Raw genomic sequence first — 23,058 nt, forward strand, 5'->3', positions numbered from 1 at the left:
CCAGGCCGCCAAGCCCAGCGGTCTTGTCGTCAGGTCACCGCAATGTCATCTCTATCACTCGAGGCATCATGAGCGATTTTTCTCCCGGGCAACGCTGGATCAGTGACGGTGAAGCCGAACTGGGTCTAGGCACGGTCCTCAATTGCGACAACCGCATGGTGACGGTGCTGTTTGCCGCCAGCCAGGAAACCCGCACCTACAGTACTCGCCAACCACCGTTGACACGCGTCGTCTTCGGCAGCGGCGACCGTGTACAGTCGACGGAAGGCTGGCAACTCATCGTCGATGACAGCAAGGAAGTCAATGGACTGATCGTCTATATAGGTGAGGATTCTCAAGGTCACTGGCGAGAGCTTCCCGAAGCGCAACTCGCCGATACCATGCAGTTCGACCAGGCAAGGGACCGCCTGCTGACAGGCCAGGTCGACCGTAATGACTGGTTCGATTTGCGTTATCGGACGCTGCACCATCACCAGCGTACCGAACGCAATCCCGCGCTTGGACTCTCGGGTCCCAAGGTCGATCTGATTCCCCATCAGCTATATATCGCTGACGAAGTCGCAAATCGTCATGCGCCTCGGGTGCTGCTGGCGGATGAAGTCGGGCTGGGAAAAACCATTGAAGCCGGTTTGGTCCTGCACCGCTTGCTGCTTAGTGGTCGTGCGGAACGGGCACTCATTCTGGTACCGGATAGCTTATCTCACCAATGGCTGGTTGAACTGCTCCGCCGTTTCGCTCTGGATGTCACCCTGCTCGACGAGCAACAGAGTCAGGCTCATGGCCATGCCAATCCTTTCGAATCAGGTCAGTTGATCCTGGCAAGCCAACAGTGGCTGTTCGCCGATCCATATCGTCAACAACAGGCCGAAGCTTGCGCATGGGACATCCTGATCGTGGATGAAGCACACCATCTTGATTGGACACCTGAACACACCGGGCCTGGCTATGCCTGCGTGGAACGTATGGCGTCGCTCATTCCCGCGATTCTGCTACTGACCGCGACGCCGGAACAGATGGGATTGACCAGCCACTTCGCACGCCTACGGCTCCTGGACCCGGACCGCTACCACGACCTCGAGACGTTCAAGCATGAAGAGCAGGGCTATGTGCGCGTTGCCGATGCCATCGAGGCCTTGGACCGGCTCCCAGTCGATGACGGGGAGGTCGCACAGAGCGATTACGATGCGATCACTACCGTCATTGATGATCCGGATAGCCAGGCATTGCTGGACATACTGACCACCACGGAAAGCGATGAACAGCAACGAGCGTCGGCCAGATCCCAGCTACGTGACCAACTACTGGACCGACATGGCACTGGACGAGTCATGTTTCGCAACAGTCGCCGCCATGTCGCAGGTTTCCCGGAACGTAACGTTCATATTACGACGCTGGAAGCACCTGCGGCCTACCGTCGTCTATTGAGGCGACTCGAGAGAGATGAGGAATACCTCGACGAGTTACTGATCGCTACCGGGCTCGATCACCCCGAGGCGGTGCTCTATCTCGATGCCATGTACCGTCAATTGCACGCTCAAGCACCGGACACGTCACCTTGGTGGCAGTTCGATCCACGTGTCAACTGGTTGCTGGAGCGCCTACAGGCAGTTGGCAAAGAGGAAGGCTCCAACGGCAAGATGCTCGTCATCACTCACCACCGGGAAACGGCATTGGAGCTGGCCGAAGGGTTAAGGACTCTGGAAGGTATCCAGGCTCCCGTCTTCCATGAGGGGATGAGCCTTGTCGAACGCGATCGGGCAGCCGCAGAGTTTGCGGACGACGAGACCGGCTGCCAGGTTCTGATCTGTTCAGAGATCGGTTCTGAAGGACGGAATTTCCAGTTCTGCCACCACTTGGTGATGTTCGATCTACCACCGCACCCAGATCAGCTTGAACAGCGGATCGGACGACTCGACCGTATCGGCCAGCAGCACGCCATCGATATCCATGTCCCGGTGTTCAACGATAGCCCCGGTGAACGTCTACTACGCTGGTATCGTGACGGTATGGAAGCATTCGGTGCGCCGACGGGTGTGGGTAGTGAGCTCTATGATGCGTTCGGCGATGCGCTCGCGGATGCGCTCCTGAATGACGAGGAGCTACAGGAAGTCATCGACGAGACGCACTCGATGTATCAATCGCGCCTGCGTGAATACGCTGCTGGTCGCCATCGCCTGCTGGAACATAATGCCTGTCGCCACGACCGCGCCCAGACCGTGATTGATTCCATCAGGGAACTCGATGACGATCCTGCCTTACCACGCTACCTGGATAGGGCTCTGGATGTCTTTGGTGTCGACGATACCTCCTTGGGGGGTGATCTGATCCACCTAAAACCTGGACCGCAAATGCTCGATGGGTTACCCGGGTTAGCCAAGGAGGAAGCAGGATTCACCGCTACATTATCGCGGCAATGCGCTCTGGCACGAGACGATGTGCAGCGTCTCTCGTGGGAGCACCCGCTGTTACGCGAGATCATGGGGCGCATCTTGTCAGGCACCATGGGCAACACCGCTCTCGCGTTACTCAAACACCCGGCCATTCCGGCAGGGAGGTTGATGGTCGAACTGGTCTTTCGCACTCATTGTCCGGCTCCCAAGCGTTTGCATGTCAACCGTTTCCTGCCCGCTACCGCCGTCCGCGTGCTGCTGGATGAATCCGGCATCAACCTGACCGACAAAGTGTCCTTCAACGGTTTGTCGAAGAACCTGCAGAAGGTCAAGAAAGCGGTGGCACGGGATTTGATCAAGAACCGTCATGACCAGCTACGTGAGATGCTGTCCAACGGCGAGCGAGAGGCCGACCGGGAGTTGCCAAGCATCGTTGAAGCGGCGCAAACGCGCATGCGCAAGACCCTGGACGGAGAATTGATTCGACTGCAAGCCCTGGCTCGCCACAATCCTTCGGTACGTCCTGACGAATTGCAAGCCTTGCAAGACGAGCGCTCCGCCTTGAATGGAGCACTCGACAATACCCGGCTGCGCCTGGATGCCGCTCGAGTCATCGTTACCGTGGAACAGGAAGAACGCTAGCCGAGAATATCCGCCAGCGCTGTATCCGCGGTCGGGAAACGAAAGTCAAACCCGGCTGCCTGTAACCGCGCGGGCCGCATGTCGGCTCCGGTCAACAGTAGCCGGGACATCTCACCCAATCCAAGCTTGAGCAAAGGTGCCGGCACCGCCAGCACTGCCGGACGATTCAGTCGCTTTGCCAGCAATTTCGTGAATTCCGCGTTGGTCACTGGATGAGGAGCCGAGCCATTGAACGGCCCGGCCAGCCCTTCGTTGACTAGCAGGAACTCGATGGCGCTCACGAGGTCCTCGCGGTGTATCCACGGCATAAATTGCCGTCCATTCCCCAGCCGCCCTCCCAGACCCAGCTTGAAGGGGAGCAACAGCCGCGACAGCGTTCCACCATTAGGACCCAGCACCAGTCCGATACGTAAAATCACCAGACGTACCCCACATTCCTCGACCTCCCGAGCGGCATTTTCCCACCGCTCGCATAGCCGATGAGCGAATTCATCATGGGGCGGTGTCCGTTCCGAAACTTCCCGGCTTCCCTGATCACCGTAATATCCCATAGCAGATCCGGACACCATGACACTCGGGGGCGTCGGCATATGGCGACAAAGCATCACCAGATCGCGCGTGATGTTGACCCGTGACTCGATCAACCGCTGTTTCTGCGACTCGCTCCAGCGTTTATCGGCAATGGGCTCTCCCGCCAGGTTCACGATAGCCTCGGGTCGCCATTCAATGGCGTTCAAGATCGCCGTTTCCAGACACACCCCTGCCGGCAACCGCTCACGAGCTCTATCCGGATCTCGCGAGATCACCAGAACTTCATGTCCCGATGCCATCAGACGTTCGCAGAGACGGCGTCCTACGAAGCCGCTACCACCGGTAACCAGGACACGCATCGTTTGGATTCCTCATCACGCCGTTCGGCTCCCAAGGGAATGCCGAGTTATACAGAATTTATACGTATCTGTTAGTCTAGAAGAGAATGACTCTCACGCCCATGACTCGACCCAGGAGACGACTCACTCATGACCAAGGCATTGATCCTTCTGGCGCATGGCTCCCGCGATCCCAATTGGCGAGCGCCATTCGACGCACTTGAAACGACGCTGGCACAACGCCAGGACACACCACTGCGGTTAGCCTACATGGAGTTGTGCTCCCCCTCTCTTGAACAGGTCGTGGCAGATCTGGAAACCATCGGTATCCAGCAGGCCGATGTGCTTCCCTTATTCTTTGCCGCCGGACGACACCTGCGTGAGGACGTCCCCTCACAAATAGAGGCACTCCATGATGCACATTCCGGTATTGAGCTGACGCTATTGGCACCCATCGGTGATCATCCGGCCTTTATCGATGCTCTGGTGAATATCATCGAATCCAGATCCGGCTCATGACCCATTTAACCAAACATATTTTGTACAAAGGGATTGCCTTGTACAACAAGTTGCACCATCCTAGCACCACTAAACCGCTAGTGTCGGCGTCGGTGCGGATCCCGCCCTCCAACCAGGCCGGCATGTGCGGCTGTTCTCGTGTCGATTCAACGAAGGGGCTCCAGAGTGCATGAGTGACAAGGCGACGAATCCAACCGATGCGCCCCTGTATCCGATTCGTGAAGTCTCTCGGTTGACCGGGGTCAATTCGGTCACGCTACGTGCCTGGGAGCGCCGCTATGGCCTGATTCAGCCCCAGCGAACCCCGAAAGGTCACCGACTTTACGCTCGCGATGACATCGAGCGCATCGAGCAGATCCTACAATGGCTGAACCGCGGAGTTCCCGTCAGCCAAGTACGTGAGTTACTCGACCAACCGCAAGCCGTTGAAACGCCGGAACCCGCAGCCGGAGATTGGCCCAGTCAACGCCAGCAACTCATTGCCGCTTTGGAAGCGTACGATCTCTCTAGACTGGATTCGTTATTCAATCAATGCATGGCGCTTTACCCCCTGGCCACCTGTTTGAATGAACTCTTCAAACCCATCGTGGAAACGCTCGAAGAGCACTGGAGCGAACAACTCGGCGCCACACTTCAGCAACGCACTCTGGAATCCTTCCTCCGAACCCGGGTCGGAACCCGCCTCTACCATGCCAACCTGATCAATCAAGGGGCGACTCTCATGATCGGTCGACTCCCTGATGACCAAAGCAACTTATGGGAGCTGTTGATTGCCCTGGCAGCGTCACAAGCTGGCTACCGGGTTCAACTCTATGATGCAGCCCTGCCGATCAATGAGTTGCCTCTTGCAGTGGAGAGGCTCAAGATCAATGCTCTACTGCTATGCAGTGGGCAAGCCGAACGTGCTGAATTGATGCGGCGGCAACTCCCTCGTTTGGCAGATCAGTTGGATATCGTACTCGGCTTGTGTGGGCCGGTTGCCCGCATTCGCGCTGCCGAACTTACCGATACCCAGGTTGCAGTCCTTGGCGATGACCCTCTGCAAGCCATTACCCGGTTGACACCGTTGATACGCCAGTAGCCCTCATCATCAGACATGCCAGAACCATAAGAGTCGCTGAGTAAGGAGATGCTTTCCTATGGCAAGGCAACTGGTATGGTTTCGCAGTGACCTACGTACTACCGATAACACCGCGCTACAGGAAGCCGCTGCCAAGGGGCCTGTCATCGCGGTCTTCCTGCGCAGCACTCGCCAGTGGCAACACCATGGTCACGGCGCCAACAAACTGGATTTTTGGCAACGCGGTGTGGCCGCATTAGGCGATGAACTCGCAGGACTCAACATTCCTTTGCTCCACCGAGATATCGACTATTTCTCTGAGGCTCCCGCGGCACTCCTCGCGATCATAAAAGACCTCGACATCACGACGGTGCATTTCAACCGCGAGTATCCGTTGAATGAATGGCGTCGCGATGAAGCGGTCATCGATACCCTTCGTCGCCACGATGTCAGCGTTCATGGCTATACCGATGCCATTGCTTTCTCCCCCGGCGAACTACGTACCGGACAAGGCGACTTCTACAGTGTATTCACTCCCTTCAGTCGAGCCTGGCATCGACATATCACAGCGGAGCGACTGGCTCTTCGTGACACGTCAAACCCACAGCCCACCCTGGCCATATCCAGCGACCCTCGACCTCCCTCTGTCCCCATGGAGGATGCTGCCGTTGCCAGTCAGCTGTGGCCCGCTGGCCCCAGTGCCGCTGCCGATCGCCTGGAACGTTTCCTGACCTGCCGTGGCCGGCATTATCAATCTCAGCGTGATATACCAGCTGTGCATGGAACCAGTGAGCTGTCTCCCTACCTGGCACTGGGCATGATCTCTCATCGCCAATGTCTGCACGCCGTGCTCGATCACAATCACGGCAGCCTGTGTGAGGGCGACAAGGGGCTCGTTAGTTGGGTAAACGAACTCGTTTGGCGAGAATTCTACCAACACATCGTATTCGGCTTTCCTGATATCTGCCGCTACCACCCTTTCCAGCCCGAGACCCAACGACTACCGTGGCGCAATGACCCGGAAGGCTTTCAAGCATGGTGTGAAGGTCGCACCGGTTATCCGATCGTCGATGCGGCCATGCGTCAGTTAGTTCAAACCGGATGGATGCACAACCGTCTGCGCATGGTCACCGCCATGTTCCTTACCAAACATTTGCTGATCGACTGGCGTCAGGGCGAAGCGTTCTTCCTGCGTCATCTTGTCGATGGTGAATTCGCCGCCAACAATGGCGGCTGGCAATGGGCTGCATCGACCGGTACCGATGCGGCGCCCTACTTCCGAATTTTCAATCCCACCACTCAATCCAAACGGTTCGATCCGGAAGGTCGTTTCATTGCCCGTTTTGTCCCGGAATTGTCGAAGGTTGAAGGTAAGCGTCGCCACGCTCCAACGCCCGACCTACTCACCATTATCGACTACCCGTCCCCGATCGTGGATCACAAGGCAGCACGGCAACGTGCTCTTGATGCTTTCAAGTCGCTGAAATCTCAAGATAAATAGAAACCAACACAGGCCGTCGGCATGCAACATGATCCGGCACTGGAGATGTTTTGCACTTTTTGCAAAAATCTATACAAAACATGCACAAAAAGCTGTACAAGGTTTACACTGAGGATGTCATCTTCAAGGCAGGACGGCATTGATGTCAGTCTCGTCTACCCAGGCTTCGTTCCAACTCCCTGACAGGCCAAAATGATTTCGCCATGCCTATACGGACCACCTCAGAGGCAGCAACGAATCAGGCAAGTTGTTCCTGCTTTGCCCATCGTGCATGCAATTCGTTGGCAGGAACCGGGCGGGAAAACAGAAAGCCTTGGACCTGAGGACACCCTTGCTCCAGCAAGAAGCCGCGCTGAGCCTCCGTCTCGACGCCTTCGGCAATGACTTCGAGGCCAAGCCCCCTGGCCATGGTCAGCACAGCACCAGTAATCGCGGCATCTTCCTTGTCATCCGGCAACTGGCGGACGAACTCTCTATCGAGTTTGAGCTTATCCACCGGTAAGCGTTTCAAATAGCTCAGTGACGAGTAGCCAGTACCGAAATCATCGATAGCAATCTGATGTCCCATCTTGCGCAGTGCTTCCATGCGCGGATAAATATCCCCAGCACGGTCATCGAGAAGCACAGATTCCGTTAACTCCAGGCCCAGTTGCCAGGCTGGAACGCGGTGTTGACTCAGCGCAGCAGCCAGCCGTGATTCCATATCCCCCTGAATCAATTGCATCGCCGAAATATTGATCCATAACGGGACCTCGAACAGACCGGCCTGATGCCAGTTCGACAGCTGCGCGATGGCATGGTCGACCACCCAGTTACCCAGAGGCACCATCAAACCATGGCGCTCCGCCAAGGGAATGAAGTCACCCGGTGAGATCATGCCATGCTCGGGGTGACGCCAACGAAGTAGCGCCTCGATCCCCGTCAGTGCACCATCATCCAGCCGATGCTGAGTCTGGTAATGCAGTTCCAGTTGATGCCCCGTCGCCAACGCCGTACGCAAGTCATTGACCAGAGCTAGCTGTCGGCTGCCCACCATATCCAACGAAGGCCGGAAGCGCTGGTCATGGTTGCGGCCATATCGCTTGGCGCTGTAGAGCGCGGATTCCATGCGTTGGAAAAGCACGCCGGAGTCGTTGCCATCTTCCGGGGCGCGGCAGCTACCAATCGTTAACCCCAGACGCAGAGAATGCCCTTCCACCTCAAAGGGCTCACTCATATGACTACGCAAATCAGTGATCCATGCCTGGTGATCATCGAACGTCGTGGTCCGAATGACCATGAACTCATCCCCCCCCAGACGACCGACGACGCCTCCGGCAACATACCTTGCCAGCCGCTGGCCGAACCGCGCCAGCACTCGGTCTCCGCAGTCGACTCCCATGCCATCGTTGACCGACTTGAAACCATCGATATCGATGAGCGCCATGTCCAGTCCTTCTCCAGCACGTAAATGACGGAGACGCGATGTCATCAATTCATGTAAACGACGGCGATTCGGCAACCCCGTCAGTGGATCCTCGAAACCAATGCGACGGAGATCCTGTTCACGTGCCTTGTGCCGCGAAATATCAGTAAATAGACCCACATAGTGAGAGACTCGACCCTGTTCATCGGTATACGCTTGCATCCGCAACCACTCTGGATACTGGTCACCGTGCTTACGCTGGTTCCAGACTTCACCTTCCCAGTGGCCCGTTGTTCGAAGTGTCTGCCAGTAACGTTCATAGAACGCTTTATCATGTCGGCCCGAAGCCAGCACCGAGGCATCCTGCCCCCGAACTTCATCGACCTCATACCCTGTAATCTGGGTGAATGCAGGGTTGACGGCGACGATACGGTTAGCCGCATCGCTGATCACGACCCCGTCTTCGGAAAGTTTCAAGGCTTCTTCACAGAGCGTGCGCCGTCGATGCTCATGGCGCACCTGTCGCATGACATCCACTCCCCCCAGCAGGAGGATGCCCATGGCGGCCAAGCGGAGCCATACGTTGGGAAGCCAACTGACAGCGGCCAGAGCTGCCAAAGCCATCCATACTAGTGGTCGGTTAAGAGAAAACGAGGGCCACATGAGATATCATCGACTGTTGGATTATGGGTTGCTCGCAGAAACGGCGAGCTGTCATCATTCACTATATTATCGGCATCTTGTCCTAGCGCTTAAATTTCTTGCAATGATCGATGACCGCATCGCAGGATAGCATGCCCGGTTGGCATACCATGGGTTGACGTGCAATCGTTACCGGCTGCCAGTAGAATGCATCTGGGTCGCATAGCGGCCCCACATAACCATTTTTATTCTCGGAACGATTCAGTGACCAAGCAACACTCTTTTAGCCGCGACGAGCTGCTAGCATGCAGCCAAGGTGAACTGTTCGGCCCGGGCAATGCCCAACTGCCGGCGCCCAACATGCTGATGCTCGACCGGATCACCCGTATTCGGGAAGAAGGCGGCGAATACGGCAAAGGCGAGTTGATTGCCGAGCTCGATATTTATCCCGATCTGTGGTTCTTCGACTGCCATTTTCCCGGTGACCCGGTCATGCCTGGGTGCTTGGGGTTGGATGCCATGTGGCAATTAGTCGGATTCTACCTGGGATGGCTGGGTCATCCAGGCCGGGGCCGGGCACTGGGTTGTGGTGAAGTCAAATTCTCCGGGCAGATACTGCCAGAAGCGAAAAAGGTTACCTATCACATCCACGTCAAGCGGATCATCACGCGACGCCTGATTCTCGGCATCGCCGATGGCACCGTCACCGTCGACGGTCGTGAAATCTACCAGGCCAATGACTTGCGAGTGGGCCTGTTCACCTCTACTGCGAATTTCTGATCAGGAGGCTTCCATGCGACGAGTGGTAGTCACCGGCCTGGGCATCGTGTCTTGTCTCGGCAATGACCAACACCAGGTTCTTGAGGCGCTCAAGGCGGGGCGTTCCGGCATTCGCTACAAGGATGAGTATGCCGAACACGGCTTTCGTAGCCAGGTGGCTGGTGTGGTCGATATCGACCTCGATGCCTTGATCGACCGTAAGTTACGCCGCTTCATGGGAGATGCAGCAGCCTATTCCTATGTCGCCATGGCACAGGCTATCGAAGATGCCGGACTCTCGACGGAACAGGTATCCAATGAGCGCACCGGCCTGATAGCCGGTTCGGGAGGCGCCTCCAGCGCCAACCAAGTGGAAGCGGCTGATGTCCTGCGTGAAAAAGGCCTGAAACGCGTCGGGCCCTACCGGGTAACACGCACCATGGGCAGCACGGTTTCAGCATGTTTGGCGACCCCTTTTCAGATCAAAGGCGTCAATTATTCGATCTCTTCTGCCTGTGCCACGTCGGCACACTGCATTGGTAGCGCGGTAGAGCAGATCCAGCTCGGCAAACAGGATCTGGTCTTTGCGGGCGGAGGGGAAGAAGAGCACTGGACTCTTTCCTGTCTGTTCGATGCCATGGGGGCACTATCTACGGGATATAACGATGCGCCCACCAAGGCATCCCGTCCCTATGACAAGGCCCGCGACGGCTTCATTATTGCTGGCGGCGGTGGCATGTTAGTGCTGGAAGAGTTGGAACATGCCAAGGCACGTGGTGCAACGATCTATGCCGAGGTCGTCGGTTACGGCGCCACATCCGATGGCTATGACATGGTCGCGCCTTCCGGCGAAGGAGCGGCGCGCTGCATGCGACAGGCGATGGCAACCGTGAACGGTGCGATTGACTACATCAATACTCATGGGACATCTACGCCGGTTGGCGACGTCGCTGAGCTCAAGGCCATCCGTGAGGTCTTCGGTGATCGTACCCCAGCCATGAGCTCGACGAAGTCGTTGACGGGACACTCACTGGGCGCCACCGGTGTACAGGAAGCCATTTACTCACTCTTGATGATGAAGCACGACTTCATTGCTGCTTCAGCCAATATCGATGAACTCGATGAACAGGCAGAAGGGTTCGATATCGTGACCCAGCGGCGCGACAACGTATCAGTCCAACGGGCGTTGACCAATAGCTTTGGCTTCGGCGGCACCAATGCCTGCCTTGTGCTGGAAACGTTTACTGAGTGACGCGATGAAGGCAGGCAACCAACTGTGGCTGCCTGCCCCTGACAGCCGGTGACCAGCCTGGTCAAGTCAAGGCGAGATCAACCGGGAATTGTCACGGTGGGCTTGGCAACGCTTTCCTGTGGCCTGGGAACATCGGATATCTCACGTAGCGTTGATTCGATCCAAGCTTCCACGTCGGCCAGTACGGCATCGGGTGTCCGACCTGCCGTTTCGACGGGCTCGCCAACGACGACCGTAAGCCGCCCAGGATTCTTGACCCAGTGCCGCCCAGGCCAACGCTCCCCTGCATTATGCGCCACCGGTAGTACCGGCACACCGGCACGGCACGCAATAACGGCCCCACTCTTGTTATATCGCCGTCTTTGCCCGGGATCAACACGAGTCCCTTCGGGAAATATCAGTACCGACAAGCCTTCCTGAAGCCTCGCCACACCTTGTGAAAGCACCTGTTTCATGGCACGCGCCGGTTTAGAGCGATCCAACGCGATGGGATGGAGCAAACGCAGCCCCCAACCGAAAAGCGGGATATTCAATAGCTCGCGCTTGAGCACGGTGCATATCGGCGGATTGAGAACCTGTAAAAACAGCGTTTCCCACTCGCATTGATGGTTAGCTAGTACAGCACAAGGTCGATCAGGCAGGTTTTCACGCCCTCTAATCTCATACGTGACACCGCAACTGATACGAAACCAGGCAATGATGAAGTGGTTATATAGATTGAGAAGGCGATAGCGGCTACGCAACGGTAACAAGGGAGCGAGTGGCAGAAACAGCACGCCGCAGAAGAGTATGGCGAGAAAATAGCCGAAGTAGAACAGTAAGCTACGTAATAGATTCATGCAGGGGTTCCGGTTCGAGTCTGACACCAGGTATCCAGCATACGATCAATCTCAAGCCGCCACGGTTTTTGGTGGACGCCGAAAACCTCCAGGACACGGCGACAATTGAGAACGCGGCGCAGAGGTTGATCATGATGATGATTGAGCGCAGTTAGTGCCCCCAACGTCACTTCTTCGCCCAACCCTTCCAGGCGAGTACCGAGCTGGGTCCGTACCATGGAAGTAAACGTATAGCTGCTGACCGGTTCAGTACCTGCCAAGTGGTAGGCTCCCCACCCCTCGGCCCCACACTGCAACTGCTGCAGCATCCCGATCAGCGCCATGGCAGCCGCATCCACCGAGGTCGGACAGAAGACAATATCCTCGGCTGCACGTACCTCCTCGCCTTTTAGCAGCTGACCGATCAGATCCGCCAACCATGATTCACGTCCTTCCAGAGCGAACAGTGGCCCAAGACGCACGATCAGATGACGGGCCTGCATCGAACGGATACGATCCCCGGTCTGGATCAAACGCTTGAGACTCTCATCTCGAGGAGCAGGAATGACATGCTCATCAATGGGTTCGTGAAGGCCATCTTCATAAAGCTGATCGGAGACGCACCACACCAGAGGAACACCGACTTCGATGCAAGCCTCCAGGCACGACTCCACAGCCTCGGCATGGGCTGTCACCGCCGCTGGCTCCGTCAGGATTGGCTGCGCCAGCGGCGGAACCAGCAGGGCGTCCGGGGCCAATTCGCTCAACCGCTGCGATGACAATGACACTCCTTGCTCGATTATCAATGACGTATCGCTGCGGCGATTGGCTTCACGCGTCAAAGCCAAGCTTAGACAATGACCGGCATCGAGGATCATCAGCTTCAAGACGAGGGCTCCTGAGGCATCAGGGACGCGGAACCTGATCGTCTAGAACGGAATCTCATCGTCAAAATCATCGAAGCTGCCTGGGTCGGGTGCGCCGTAATTGTTCCCTTGTTGCTGACCACCTTGCTGAGAAGGTTGCTGATTTCCTTGTTGAGGCTGTCCCCCTTGGGGTGCAGGTTGTGATCCATTGCCGTAGCCTCCCGGCTGTGGGTTGCTCTGAGCATAATCATTCCCACCGCCACCTCGCGAATCCAGCATCTGCATGTCGTTGGCGACGATCTCGGTGCTGTAGCGATCCTGGCCATCCTGTCCTTGCCATTTGCGCGTCTGCAACCGGCCCTCTACGTATAGCTTGGAGCCTTTTCGCAGGTACTGCTGAGCGATTTCAGCCAGTTTGTTGAACATAACGACCGTATGCCACTCAGTACGTTCCTGGCGCTGACCGCTCTGGCGATCGGTCCAGCTATCCGTCGTCGCGAGACGCAAGTTGGCCACCGGATTCCCGGAAGGCAGAAAACGGATATCCGGATCTTGTCCCAGATTGCCAATTAAAATGACTTTGTTAACACCGCGGGCCATCGTTCGACTCCTTGTTCCTTTTACATGTATCGATCCACATGACAGGTGCTTCTCAGGCACCCCCCTGGTCTCGTTGCGTTCCAGCGATCCTTGCCAGAGCCTCATTATCGAGTCGCTGGCGATCTACCTTGAGATAGGCAACCCGCTCATCAGGCACGACGAGGACATCTTCCACGCCGGCCACATTGGCAAAGCGTTCCATCAACGTCTCCAGTGCATCACCGTGAGCCCGATCGTCGAGAGACACGACCTCGCTGGCCAGATGGCGAGGCGCAGGCATCGTCATGATGGATGCCAGCCATAACAATCCCAGCAGCGCTGCACCGTAGAACACCGCTTCATGCCCCCACTGCTGATCCAGTGCCCCGCCCAGCAGACCGCCAAGAAAGGCCCCCAGAAACTGGCTCGTGGAGTAGACCCCCATGGCAGTCCCTTTGGCCCCTGCCGGAGCTAACTTGCTGATCATCGAGGGCAACGTCGCTTCCAGCAGGTTGAACGCGATAAAGAAGCCGATCAACGACACCGCCAAAGATAGCCAGGACGAGCCTAGACTCAGCCCCATGGCAGTCAGGCACACCGTCAACAGGGTGACTGCCAGCACGAAGACCATTTTCATCCGACGTTTTTTCTCGGCCACGATGACCAAAGGTAGCATGCCGATGAAGGCCAGTCCCATGACAGCCAGATAGATCCAACCATGATGGTCGGCTGCAATGCCGACTTCGACAAGTCGAGATGGCACCACGACGAAGATCGCCATCAGGATCAGATGAAGCGAAAAAATGGAGAAATCCAGACGCAGCAGGTCCAGGCGCGACAACATGGACTTGAATTGCTGGCGATCCAGGCCTACGTCGCGATGCAAGAGACGCTTGGGAGCCTTGGGAATCACTCGCCACAACACCAGCATTCCCAAGACGGCCAAAGCCGCCGTCAGCCAGAAAATGCCGGACAAGCCGAAGCGAGACGACAATAGAGGCCCCAACACCATTGCCACGGCAAAAGCTGCACCAATCGAGAGACCGATCGATGCCATGGCCGCCGTGCGCACCTCTTCCCGTGTTTGATCAGCGAGCAACGCCATGATGGCAGCAGCAACGGCACCACTGCCCTGCAGGCACCGTCCCAGTATGATCCCGGCGATACTATCCGCCTGTGCCGCCACGACACTGCCAAGCAAGAACAGCAACAACCCCATCGCGATGACGGGCTTGCGTCCTATCCAGTCAGACAGCAACCCGAACGGAATCTGCAGGATAGCTTGCGTCAACCCATAGACCCCGAGCGCTAGTCCGACCAGCAGAGGAGTCGCGCCATCCAGGCGCTCGGCATAGAGTGCCAGCACCGGCAGCACCATAAAGAGCCCCAGCATGCGCGATGCATACAGGCTCGCCAAGCCGATGATGGCGCGGCGTTCGGTGGCTAACAGCAAACCAGAGATCATGAGATAGGAGATTGTCCAACGACTCGAATAGATCGGCAAAACAGCCAAGGAAAACGTACATTCTACCTACTCAGTGACCGACAGGGAAAGCCAATGAGGTTCTTAGGAACAGCATTTTGGCGAGAGTTCCCCCAACGCCGTATAATCGAGTTTTTGCGCTGCACTCGAGGTGGCAATGGACAGGATTCTGGTCAGGGGCGCACGTACCCATAACCTCAAACAGATTGATGTCGAACTGCCACGCGGTCAACTGATCGTGATTACTGGCCTGTCCGGCTCAGGCAAGTCCTCACTCGCATTCGATACGCTTTATGCCGAGGGGCAGCGCCGTTATGTCGAATCGCTGTCGACCTACGCCCGCCAATTCCTTTCGATGATGGAAAAACCGGATGTCGACCATATCGAAGGCTTATCACCGGCGATTTCCATCGAGCAGAAATCCACGTCGCACAATCCCCGCTCGACAGTCGGGACCATCACCGAAATATACGACTACCTGCGCCTGCTGTTCGCCCGAGCCGGTACGCCCCGCTGCCCCGAGCACGGAGAAGACCTCGAAGCACAGACCATTTCACAGATGGTCGATCAGGTACTGACCCTCCCCGAAGGCAGCAAACTGATGCTACTTGCGCCAGTCATCAAAGGCCGCAAGGGGGAGCATCTACAGTTGCTCAGTGAATTACGAGCTCAGGGCTTCGTGCGTGCCATGATTGACGGTCAAATCCTGGAACTTGACGACATTGCTCCACTGGACAAGAACAAGAAACACGACATCAGTGTCGTGGTAGACCGCATCAAGGTTCGCGATGGCCTTCAGCAACGTCTGGCCGAATCTTTCGAAACGGCCTTGGGGTTAGCCGACGGCACCGCCATCATCCACTTCATGGATGGTGAAGCCGAGGATATGCCATTCTCATCGCGTTTTGCCTGCCCCGTTTGCGGCTACTCCATTGCTGAACTCGAGCCGCGCATGTTCTCGTTCAACAATCCAGCGGGGGCTTGCCCTTCCTGTGACGGGCTGGGGGTGCAGCAATTCTTTGACCCTCGCAAGTTGATCAGTCATCCGGAGCTATCGCTTGCCGAAGGTGCGATCAAGGGCTGGGATCGTCGCAGCGTCTATTATTTCAACCAGTTGCAGGCCGTCGCCGACCACTACCGCTTCGAGCTCGAGACGCCCTGGAACGAACTGGCCCGTCATGAGCAGGAAGTGATCCTGCACGGCAGCGGTCACGACGACATTGAGTTCAGTTACGTCAACGACCGGGGCAGGAAAGTCACACGCGAACATCCCTTCGAGGGCGTACTCCCCAATATGCAACGCCGCTATCGCGAAACCGAATCCACCATGGTTCGCGAAGAACTGGCTCGCCATATCGCCGTACAGCCATGTTCAACCTGCCAAGGAACGCGACTACGCAAGGAGTCTCGCCACGTTTACATCGATGATCGCTCGCTTCCGGAGATCGTTCGCCTTCCCATTGGTGAAGCCTGGGATTACTTCCAGTATCTAGAGCTGCCTGGTCGCCGCGGGGAAATTGCCGTCAAGATCATCCACGAGATTCACTCCCGACTCGAGTTTCTAGTCAATGTCGGCCTTGATTACCTCAACCTCGAACGTAGTGCCGAAACGCTGTCTGGGGGGGAGGCACAGCGTATTCGCCTAGCCAGTCAGATTGGTGCGGGCCTCGTGGGTGTCATGTATATCCTGGATGAGCCCTCGATCGGTCTGCATCAGCGTGACAACGACCGACTCCTCAAGACCCTTGAGCGACTGCGTGACATGGGCAACACGGTGATCGTGGTCGAGCACGATGAAGAAGCCATTCTTTCAGCCGACCATGTGCTCGATATTGGTCCTGGGGCCGGCGTCCACGGTGGACATATCGTTGCCCAAGGCACACCGGAACAGATCAAATCCAGTTCGGATTCGCTGACAGGACAATATCTTGCAGGACACCGTTCCATTGAGGTACCGCCCTATCGCATCCCTAGCAACCCAGAGAAACGGGTACGGCTAACAGGCGCAACCGGCAACAATCTGCAGCATGTCACCCTCGATATGCCATTGGGCGTCTTCATCTGCGTCACCGGCGTATCAGGTTCAGGCAAATCGACGTTGATCAATGGCACGCTCATGCCAATAGCCGCTCGGGAACTGAATAAAGCCAGCACATTGACACCAGCGCCTTACAATCATATCGATGGGCTCGAGTTACTCGACAAGATAATCGATATCGACCAGAGTCCGATCGGGCGTACCCCACGCTCCAACCCAGCAACCTATACCGGCATATTCACCCCCATTCGGGAACTCTTTGCCGGCACTCAAGAAGCGCGCTCGCGAGGTTATAAACCGGGACGCTTTTCGTTCAATGTCAAAGGTGGACGTTGTGAAGCCTGCCAGGGAGAAGGCTTGATCAAGGTGGAAATGCATTTCCTCCCGGATATCTATGTCCCCTGCGATGTCTGCAAAGGCAAACGCTACAATCGCGAGACACTGGACATCCAGTACAAAGGCAAAAACATCCACGAAGTGCTGGAGATGACTGTCGAGGAAGCGCTGGAGTTCTTCAGCCCGGTGCCCGCCATCGCTCGACGGTTGCAGACACTCATGGATGTCGGCCTCTCCTATATCCGTCTCGGTCAGAGCGCCACAACGCTCTCGGGTGGGGAAGCCCAGCGAGTCAAGCTGGCCCGAGAGCTCGCCAAGCGCGACACCGGCAAGACGCTCTATATCCTCGACGAACCAACCACCGGCCTGCATTTCGAAGACATCCGTCAATTATTGACCGTGCTGCACCGCCTACGTGATCACGGCAATACCATTGTAGTCATTGAGCACAATCTGGATGTCATCAAGACGGCTGATTGGATCATCGATCTAGGGCCGGAAGGCGGATCGGGAGGCGGTCACATTATTGCTGAAGGAACCCCCGAGCAGGTTACGCGTGTCGAGGGTTCGCACACGGGGCGCTTCCTCAAGCCGATGCTTGAGCGACAGTCTGCCAAGAAGAATATAGAACCCGAAACGACAGCATAAGCTAACGACAAGCGACCATGCACGTAAAAGGGCCGGCTCCGCAGGAGTCGGCCCTTTCCATACTGATTGGGGACAGGCCCCAAACAACGATGAGAGTTACTCTTCAGCAACTGCTTCGTCGTCGTCATCCTCTTCGACGATCGGACGATCAACCAGCTCGACATAAGCCATAGGTGCATTATCACCGGTGCGGAAACCGCACTTCAGCACCCGGACATACCCTCCCGGACGCTCCGCGTAACGCGGGCCCAGCTCATTGAAGAGTTTACCAACCGCTTCCTTGGAACGCGTGCGGCTAAACGCCAGGCGGCGATTAGCGACACTATCCTGCTTGGCCAAAGTAATCAACGGCTCGATATGACGACGCAGTTCCTTGGCCTTGGGCAGGGTTGTCTTGATGATTTCATGCTCGACCAACGATACACACATGTTCTTGAACATGGCTTGACGGTGCGAGCTGGTTCGATTCAGGTGACGACCACTCTTACGATGACGCATGGTTATAATTCCTTACCAAACAGAGACTCGAGTCGACGCTCACGCGGAGGCCTTGTCATCTTTCAGGCTAGCCGGCGGCCAGTTTTCAAGCCGCATACCCAAAGATAAGCCGCGTGCAGCCAACACATCCTTGATTTCATTCAGGGACTTCTTACCGAGATTCGGAGTCTTCAACAGCTCGACCTCGGTCCGCTGAATCAAGTCACCGATATAATAGATATTCTCGGCTTTCAGGCAGTTGGCACTACGGACGGTCAACTCGAGATCGTCTACGGGGCGCAGCAAGATAGGGTCAATATGATCCTCTTCTTCCTCGACCTCCTGCTCCTTATCGGCTTCGAGGTCGACGAATGCCCCCAACTGCTCCTGCAGAATCGTGGCGCTGCGACGAATAGCCTCTTCGGGATCCAGCGTGCCATCGGTCTCCAGGTCGATCACCAGCTTGTCGAGGTCCGTACGTTGCTCGACACGAGCGGCTTCCACTGCATAGGAGACGCGGCGCACCGGACTGAAGGTTGCATCCAACTGCAACCGACCGATAGCGCGGGTTTCTTCGCCAGACTCATCGCGCACATCCGCCGGTTCATAACCACGGCCACGGGCCACTTTGAGCTGCATTTTCAGCTCAGCACCCTCATTGACATGTGCGATCACATGGTCAGGATTGACGATTTCGACATCATGATCCGTAGCAATGTCACCAGCAGTGACAACGACTGGGCCCTGCTTGTTCAGCGTGAGCACCGCCTCGTCACGGCTATGCATTTTGATTGCCACGTCCTTCAAGTTCAGAAGGATCTCAATGACATCTTCCTGAACCCCTTCGATCGCACTGTATTCATGATCGACCCCGGCTATTTCCGCCTCGACCACGGCACAGCCAGGCATGGAGGAAAGCAGAATGCGACGTAACGCATTCCCCAAGGTATGACCGAAACCACGCTCGAACGGTTCGAGTACGATTCTCGCGTGGTGTGCACTGATCTCTTCGACCTTGATATCACGAGGACGGAGAAACTCTGTCACTGAACGCTGCATATGAACACCTTTCAGGCTGCCAAACGGATACTCGATAGAAACGACCGGGCCATACAGACCCGGCGGTGTTTATGCACTTACTTCGAGTACAGCTCGACGATCAGGTTTTCGTTAATTTCGGCAGACAGGTCGCCGCGTTCAGGCAGGGCCTTGAAGGTGCCTTCCATCTTCTTGGAGTCGACCTCGATCCAGGTCACATCTCCACGCTGAGCAGCAATGCCCAGGGCGTTCTGGATGCGTGCCTGGTTTTTGGCCTTCTCGCGAACGGATACAACATCACCGGGCTTGACCTGATAAGAAGCCACGTTGACGCTGCGTCCGTTAACGGCGATAGCCTTATGGCTGACCAACTGACGAGCCTCGGCACGAGTGGCACCAAAGCCCATACGGTAGACGACGTTGTCCAATCTTGATTCCAGCAGTTGCAGCAACAACTCGCCAGTCGCTCCCTTCAAGCGGGCAGCTTCTTTGTAGTAGTTGCGGAACTGCTTTTCGAGTACGCCGTACATACGACGCACTTTCTGCTTCTCGCGAAGTTGCAAGCCGTAGTCTGAAAGACGCTGACGGCGCTGGCCATGCACACCCGGGATTTGCTCGGATTTGCACTTCTTCTCGAAGGGAGTGACACCGCTCTTGAGGAAGAGATCGGTACCCTCGCGACGAGACAGTTTGCACTTCGGTCCAAGATAACGAGCCATGAGTCTGTCTCCTTAAACGCGGCGTTTCTTCGGCGGACGGCAACCGTTGTGAGGAACGGGCGTCGCATCGGTGATGCTTTGCACGCGGAAACCGGCGGCATTCAGTGCCCGCACGGCGGACTCACGGCCAGGACCGGGGCCCTTGACCAGCACGTCGACGTTTTTCACACCATACTCGGCTGCAGCAGTCGCTGCACGTTCACTTGCCACTTGAGCAGCGAACGGGGTGCTCTTGCGAGAACCACGAAAACCCGAACCACCGGCAGTTGCCCAAGAAAGGGCATTGCCCTGGCGGTCTGAGATCGTCACGATCGTGTTGTTAAAAGAGGCGTGAATGTGGGCGACCGCATCCACTACCTGCTTTTTAACCTTCTTGCGGTTACTACGCGGGTTAGCCATGTTGATGTTTTTTCCTGTCTTTACGCCAGAACGTGCGTGTTATTTGCGAATCGGCTTACGCGGCCCCTTACGGGTACGCGCATTGGTCTTGGTGCGCTGACCACGCAGCGGAAGACCACGACGATGACGCAGACCACGATAGCAACCCAAGTCCATGAGACGCTTGATATTCAGCGTCGTATCACGACGTAGGTCGCCTTCCACGGTGTATTTGCCGACTTCGGTACGCAGGGTGTCCACTTCTTCAGAAGACAGATCCTGGACCTTAGTGGTCGACGCAATACCGGCTGCAGCGCAAATGTCCTTTGCGCGAGTGCGGCCAATCCCGAAGATATAGGTCAGCGAGATCGCCGCATGCTTGTTGTCCGGGATATTGACGCCTGCAATACGGGCCATCAGCTTTCTCCGAAATTTGAGCGGCTTGCTCGTTGGATCATCTACAAAAGGGCGCAACAGCATACCCCTTTACTCAGCATAGAGCAAGAGGGTATGCCTGCACCGATTACGATACAGCGATCAGGTCACCCCTGACGCTGCTTGTGCCTCGGCTCGCTGCAAATGACACGTACAGCGCCATTGCGACGAATGATCTTGCAGTTACGGCACATTTTCTTCACGGAAGCTCGAACTTTCATCGTTCTCTCCAAATCGCCTGTGGCGTTCATCAACGCATGATGCCGCCACTACCGTAGCCTTTCAGGTTGGACTTCTTCATCACCGACTCATACTGATTTGACATCAGATGTGATTGCACCTGGGCCATGAAATCCATCGTTACGACCACAACGATCAATAATGACGTGCCGCCAAAGAAAAACGGCACATTCCAGGCCACGATCAGGAACTGAGGCATCAATGACACTGCTGTGATGTACAAAGCCCCGAACAACGTCAGGCGAGTCATGACCTTATCGACATAGCGAGCGGTCTGCTCACCGGGACGGATGCCCGGCAGAAAAGCTCCCGATTTCTTCAGGTTGTCAGCGACATCCTTGGGGTTGAAGACCAGCGCTGTGTAAAAGAAGCAGAAGAATATCACCGCAGCGGCGAAAAGCAAGATGTATAACGGCTGACCCGGTCCAAGAGCCATTGAGGCGGTCTGCAACCACTCCATTCCGTCTCCAGAACCAACCCACTGTCCCAGCGAGGCTGGAAACAGCAAGATGCTAGAAGCGAAGATCGCCGGAATGACCCCTGCCATGTTCACTTTAAGCGGCAAGTAACTGCTTTGGCCCGCATACATCTTGTTGCCAACCTGACGGCGAGGGTAATTCACCGTGATACGACGCTGCCCACGTTCGATGAACACAACGAATGCGACAGTGGCTATACCCAATATCGTCAAGGCAAGCAAGGGCAGCACATTCCATGCACCCTCGTTACGTGCCAATTCGAATGCTTGACCCACAGCACTCGGCAGGCCTGCGACTATACCGGCAAAGATCAGCAAGGAAATCCCATTGCCGATGCCCTTCTCGGTGATCTGCTCACCCAGCCACATCAGGAACACGGCGCCACATACGAAAGTGATGATGGCACTGAAGTAGAAACTGAAATCAGCGGTATAGGTCACACCTTGACCGACCAGACCAACTGACATGCCGGAGGCCTGAATCGTTGCCAGGGCCACCGTTCCATAACGAGTGTACTGGTTGATCTTTCGACGACCGGATTCGCCTTCTTTCTTCAACTGCTCCAATTGAGGCGAAACTGCCGTCATGAGCTGCATGATAATCGACGCCGAGATATAAGGCATAATCCCTAGTGCCATGATACTCATGCGCTCCAGGGCCCCGCCCGAAAACATGTTGAACATGCCCAGGATGGTACCCTGCTGCTCCCGAAACAAGGCAGCCAGCTGGTCAGGATCGATACCGGGAACAGGGATGTGGGCACCGATGCGGTAAACCACGATGGCCAGAAACACGAAGCGCAAGCGCGCCCAGAGTTCACTCAGCCCACTGCCCATCGCCGGCATGTTGCCTGACTTAGCCATTTAGTCCTCTACCTTGCCACCGGCGGCTTCAATGGCGGCACGTGCACCTTTAGTGACACGTAGACCGCGGACAGTGACCGCCTTGTTCAGTTCGCCAGATAGGATGACCTTCGCATGCTGCGTGGCACCCTTGAGTACGTTGGCCTGCTTGAGACTGTCAAGATCAACGTCTCCGCTCTCGACACGAGCCAGTTCAGCCAGACGAACTTCCTCGCTGACCAGCGACTTCGCCGACGTAAAGCCAAACTTGGGAAGCCGACGCTGCAAGGGCATCTGACCACCCTCGAAACCCGGCTTCACCGTACCGCCGGTACGTGATTTCTGACCTTTGTGGCCGCGGCCACCAGTCTTGCCAAGGCCAGAGCCAATACCACGACCGACACGCTTCTCGGCGTGCTTGGAGCCCGCTGCCGGGCTCAGACTATTGAGTTTCATGGATTACTCTCCCTCAACACGCACAAGATAGTTCACCTTGTGGATCATGCCGCGTACGGCGGGGGTGTCTTCCAGTTCGACCGTATGGCCGATGCGACGCAGCCCGAGACCCGTAATGGTGGCCTTGTGCTTGGTCAGGACACCAATGGTGCTACGGACCTGAGTAACCTTGATCGTTGCTGCCATG

The 23,058-nt window shown here is 56.4% G+C and carries 22 protein-coding genes; 7 read left to right on the plus strand and 15 right to left on the minus strand.

Translation table 11 applies throughout. The features are described from left to right. Nucleotides 1-68 precede the first annotated feature (68 nt). Nucleotides 69-3,032, plus strand: a complete 2,964-nt coding sequence (rapA, locus tag FVV99_RS16560; protein WP_148255242.1) for an RNA polymerase-associated protein RapA — start codon at nt 69-71, stop codon at nt 3,030-3,032. On the opposite strand, the gene FVV99_RS16565 is transcribed toward rapA, so the two are convergent. Further along, on the minus strand, nt 3,029-3,922 hold the full coding sequence (locus FVV99_RS16565; RefSeq protein WP_148255243.1) for a TIGR01777 family oxidoreductase: 894 nt from the start codon (nt 3,920-3,922) through the stop codon (nt 3,029-3,031). The genes rapA and FVV99_RS16565 overlap by 4 nt on opposite strands. Before the next feature lie 129 nt (nt 3,923-4,051). On the opposite strand from FVV99_RS16565, the gene FVV99_RS16570 reads away from it, so the two are divergent. The 3 genes from FVV99_RS16570 (at nt 4,052) to phrB (ending at nt 6,981) form a co-directional block, all read left to right on the plus strand. Further along, entirely contained in the window at nt 4,052-4,420 is a 369-nt protein-coding gene (locus FVV99_RS16570; protein ID WP_148255244.1) for a sirohydrochlorin chelatase, read from the plus strand. Between the two features lie 169 nt (nt 4,421-4,589). Next, nucleotides 4,590-5,501, plus strand: coding sequence for a MerR family transcriptional regulator (locus FVV99_RS16575; protein WP_148255245.1), 912 nt, complete (start codon nt 4,590-4,592; stop codon nt 5,499-5,501). A gap of 58 nt (nt 5,502-5,559) precedes the next feature. Beyond that, nucleotides 5,560-6,981, plus strand: coding sequence for a deoxyribodipyrimidine photo-lyase (phrB, locus tag FVV99_RS16580; protein ID WP_148255246.1), 1,422 nt, complete (start codon nt 5,560-5,562; stop codon nt 6,979-6,981). A 238-nt stretch (nt 6,982-7,219) separates the two neighbouring features. On the opposite strand, the gene FVV99_RS16585 is transcribed toward phrB, so the two are convergent. Beyond that, a complete protein-coding gene (locus tag FVV99_RS16585; RefSeq protein ID WP_148255247.1) occupies nt 7,220-9,049 on the minus strand; it encodes a putative bifunctional diguanylate cyclase/phosphodiesterase in 1,830 nt (609 codons plus the stop codon). Between the two features lie 243 nt (nt 9,050-9,292). On the opposite strand from FVV99_RS16585, the gene fabA reads away from it, so the two are divergent. Beyond that, complete coding sequence (fabA, locus tag FVV99_RS16590) at nt 9,293-9,808, plus strand: 3-hydroxyacyl-[acyl-carrier-protein] dehydratase FabA (protein ID WP_148255248.1); 516 nt, start codon at nt 9,293-9,295, stop codon at nt 9,806-9,808. 13 nt (nt 9,809-9,821) lie between these two features. Further along, complete coding sequence (fabB, locus tag FVV99_RS16595) at nt 9,822-11,039, plus strand: beta-ketoacyl-ACP synthase I (protein WP_148255249.1); 1,218 nt, start codon at nt 9,822-9,824, stop codon at nt 11,037-11,039. A gap of 77 nt (nt 11,040-11,116) precedes the next feature. On the opposite strand, the gene FVV99_RS16600 is transcribed toward fabB, so the two are convergent. Genes FVV99_RS16600 through FVV99_RS16615 form a run of 4 tightly spaced genes read right to left on the minus strand, consistent with a single transcriptional unit; the run spans nt 11,117 to nt 14,767 of the window. Next, complete coding sequence (locus FVV99_RS16600) at nt 11,117-11,878, minus strand: lysophospholipid acyltransferase family protein (RefSeq protein WP_148255250.1); 762 nt, start codon at nt 11,876-11,878, stop codon at nt 11,117-11,119. Then, nucleotides 11,875-12,744, minus strand: a complete 870-nt coding sequence (locus FVV99_RS16605) for a sugar nucleotide-binding protein (protein WP_148255251.1) — start codon at nt 12,742-12,744, stop codon at nt 11,875-11,877. The genes FVV99_RS16600 and FVV99_RS16605 overlap by 4 nt, the downstream gene beginning before the upstream one ends. Nucleotides 12,745-12,786: 42 nt before the next feature. Further along, nucleotides 12,787-13,323, minus strand: coding sequence for a single-stranded DNA-binding protein (ssb, locus tag FVV99_RS16610; RefSeq protein WP_148255252.1), 537 nt, complete (start codon nt 13,321-13,323; stop codon nt 12,787-12,789). Nucleotides 13,324-13,375: 52 nt separating this feature from the next. Continuing rightward, complete coding sequence (locus FVV99_RS16615; RefSeq protein ID WP_148255253.1) at nt 13,376-14,767, minus strand: MFS transporter; 1,392 nt, start codon at nt 14,765-14,767, stop codon at nt 13,376-13,378. A gap of 175 nt (nt 14,768-14,942) precedes the next feature. On the opposite strand from FVV99_RS16615, the gene uvrA reads away from it, so the two are divergent. Then, a complete protein-coding gene (gene uvrA / locus FVV99_RS16620; RefSeq protein WP_148255254.1) occupies nt 14,943-17,807 on the plus strand; it encodes an excinuclease ABC subunit UvrA in 2,865 nt (954 codons plus the stop codon). A gap of 96 nt (nt 17,808-17,903) precedes the next feature. Here uvrA and rplQ read toward each other — a convergent pair whose 3' ends face one another. The 9 genes from rplQ to rpmD all read right to left on the minus strand — a co-directional run bounded on the left by rplQ (nt 17,904) and on the right by rpmD (nt 23,057). Then, nucleotides 17,904-18,305, minus strand: a complete 402-nt coding sequence (gene rplQ, locus FVV99_RS16625) for a 50S ribosomal protein L17 (RefSeq protein ID WP_148255255.1) — start codon at nt 18,303-18,305, stop codon at nt 17,904-17,906. Nucleotides 18,306-18,344: 39 nt separating this feature from the next. Next, nucleotides 18,345-19,343 (minus strand): DNA-directed RNA polymerase subunit alpha, encoded by a 999-nt coding sequence (locus tag FVV99_RS16630; RefSeq protein WP_148255256.1) that lies wholly within the window; start codon nt 19,341-19,343, stop codon nt 18,345-18,347. Between the two features lie 77 nt (nt 19,344-19,420). After that, nucleotides 19,421-20,041 carry a 30S ribosomal protein S4 gene (gene rpsD, locus FVV99_RS16635; RefSeq protein WP_148255257.1) on the minus strand — a complete coding sequence of 207 codons (621 nt, stop codon included), beginning with the start codon at nt 20,039-20,041 and terminating at the stop codon, nt 19,421-19,423. Nucleotides 20,042-20,053: 12 nt separating this feature from the next. Continuing rightward, nucleotides 20,054-20,440, minus strand: coding sequence for a 30S ribosomal protein S11 (gene rpsK, locus FVV99_RS16640; protein WP_148255258.1), 387 nt, complete (start codon nt 20,438-20,440; stop codon nt 20,054-20,056). Between the two features lie 39 nt (nt 20,441-20,479). After that, complete coding sequence (rpsM, locus tag FVV99_RS16645) at nt 20,480-20,836, minus strand: 30S ribosomal protein S13 (protein WP_148255259.1); 357 nt, start codon at nt 20,834-20,836, stop codon at nt 20,480-20,482. A 125-nt stretch (nt 20,837-20,961) separates the two neighbouring features. After that, nucleotides 20,962-21,075, minus strand: coding sequence for a 50S ribosomal protein L36 (gene rpmJ / locus FVV99_RS16650; protein WP_008959154.1), 114 nt, complete (start codon nt 21,073-21,075; stop codon nt 20,962-20,964). Nucleotides 21,076-21,104: 29 nt separating this feature from the next. Continuing rightward, nucleotides 21,105-22,436 (minus strand): preprotein translocase subunit SecY, encoded by a 1,332-nt coding sequence (gene secY / locus FVV99_RS16655; RefSeq protein WP_148255260.1) that lies wholly within the window; start codon nt 22,434-22,436, stop codon nt 21,105-21,107. Continuing rightward, nucleotides 22,437-22,871: a 50S ribosomal protein L15 gene (rplO, locus tag FVV99_RS16660; protein WP_148255261.1), complete on the minus strand. Its 435-nt coding sequence runs from the start codon at nt 22,869-22,871 to the stop codon at nt 22,437-22,439. It abuts the gene before it with no gap. Between the two features lie 3 nt (nt 22,872-22,874). Further along, nucleotides 22,875-23,057 carry a 50S ribosomal protein L30 gene (gene rpmD, locus FVV99_RS16665; protein ID WP_148255262.1) on the minus strand — a complete coding sequence of 61 codons (183 nt, stop codon included), beginning with the start codon at nt 23,055-23,057 and terminating at the stop codon, nt 22,875-22,877. Nucleotide 23,058 lies beyond the last annotated feature (1 nt).

This window comes from Aidingimonas lacisalsi (genome assembly GCF_008079445.1).
GTDB lineage: Bacteria > Pseudomonadota > Gammaproteobacteria > Pseudomonadales > Halomonadaceae > Aidingimonas > Aidingimonas lacisalsi.

Coding starts and splice junctions, on each gene's coding strand:
- rapA (WP_148255242.1), top strand. CDS start 69: ATGAGCGATTTTTCTCCCGGGCAACGCTGGATCAGTGACGGTGAAGCC.
- rpmJ (WP_008959154.1), bottom strand. CDS start 21,075: ATGAAAGTTCGAGCTTCCGTGAAGAAAATGTGCCGTAACTGCAAGATC.
- FVV99_RS16630 (WP_148255256.1), bottom strand. CDS start 19,343: ATGCAGCGTTCAGTGACAGAGTTTCTCCGTCCTCGTGATATCAAGGTC.
- phrB (WP_148255246.1), top strand. CDS start 5,560: ATGGCAAGGCAACTGGTATGGTTTCGCAGTGACCTACGTACTACCGAT.
- rpsK (WP_148255258.1), bottom strand. CDS start 20,440: ATGGCTAACCCGCGTAGTAACCGCAAGAAGGTTAAAAAGCAGGTAGTG.
- uvrA (WP_148255254.1), top strand. CDS start 14,943: ATGGACAGGATTCTGGTCAGGGGCGCACGTACCCATAACCTCAAACAG.
- FVV99_RS16585 (WP_148255247.1), bottom strand. CDS start 9,049: ATGTGGCCCTCGTTTTCTCTTAACCGACCACTAGTATGGATGGCTTTG.
- rplQ (WP_148255255.1), bottom strand. CDS start 18,305: ATGCGTCATCGTAAGAGTGGTCGTCACCTGAATCGAACCAGCTCGCAC.
- FVV99_RS16570 (WP_148255244.1), top strand. CDS start 4,052: ATGACCAAGGCATTGATCCTTCTGGCGCATGGCTCCCGCGATCCCAAT.
- secY (WP_148255260.1), bottom strand. CDS start 22,436: ATGGCTAAGTCAGGCAACATGCCGGCGATGGGCAGTGGGCTGAGTGAA.
- rpmD (WP_148255262.1), bottom strand. CDS start 23,057: ATGGCAGCAACGATCAAGGTTACTCAGGTCCGTAGCACCATTGGTGTC.
- FVV99_RS16575 (WP_148255245.1), top strand. CDS start 4,590: ATGAGTGACAAGGCGACGAATCCAACCGATGCGCCCCTGTATCCGATT.
- rplO (WP_148255261.1), bottom strand. CDS start 22,871: ATGAAACTCAATAGTCTGAGCCCGGCAGCGGGCTCCAAGCACGCCGAG.
- FVV99_RS16615 (WP_148255253.1), bottom strand. CDS start 14,767: ATGATCTCTGGTTTGCTGTTAGCCACCGAACGCCGCGCCATCATCGGC.
- FVV99_RS16600 (WP_148255250.1), bottom strand. CDS start 11,878: ATGAATCTATTACGTAGCTTACTGTTCTACTTCGGCTATTTTCTCGCC.
- ssb (WP_148255252.1), bottom strand. CDS start 13,323: ATGGCCCGCGGTGTTAACAAAGTCATTTTAATTGGCAATCTGGGACAA.
- rpsM (WP_148255259.1), bottom strand. CDS start 20,836: ATGGCCCGTATTGCAGGCGTCAATATCCCGGACAACAAGCATGCGGCG.
- fabB (WP_148255249.1), top strand. CDS start 9,822: ATGCGACGAGTGGTAGTCACCGGCCTGGGCATCGTGTCTTGTCTCGGC.
- FVV99_RS16565 (WP_148255243.1), bottom strand. CDS start 3,922: ATGCGTGTCCTGGTTACCGGTGGTAGCGGCTTCGTAGGACGCCGTCTC.
- rpsD (WP_148255257.1), bottom strand. CDS start 20,041: ATGGCTCGTTATCTTGGACCGAAGTGCAAACTGTCTCGTCGCGAGGGT.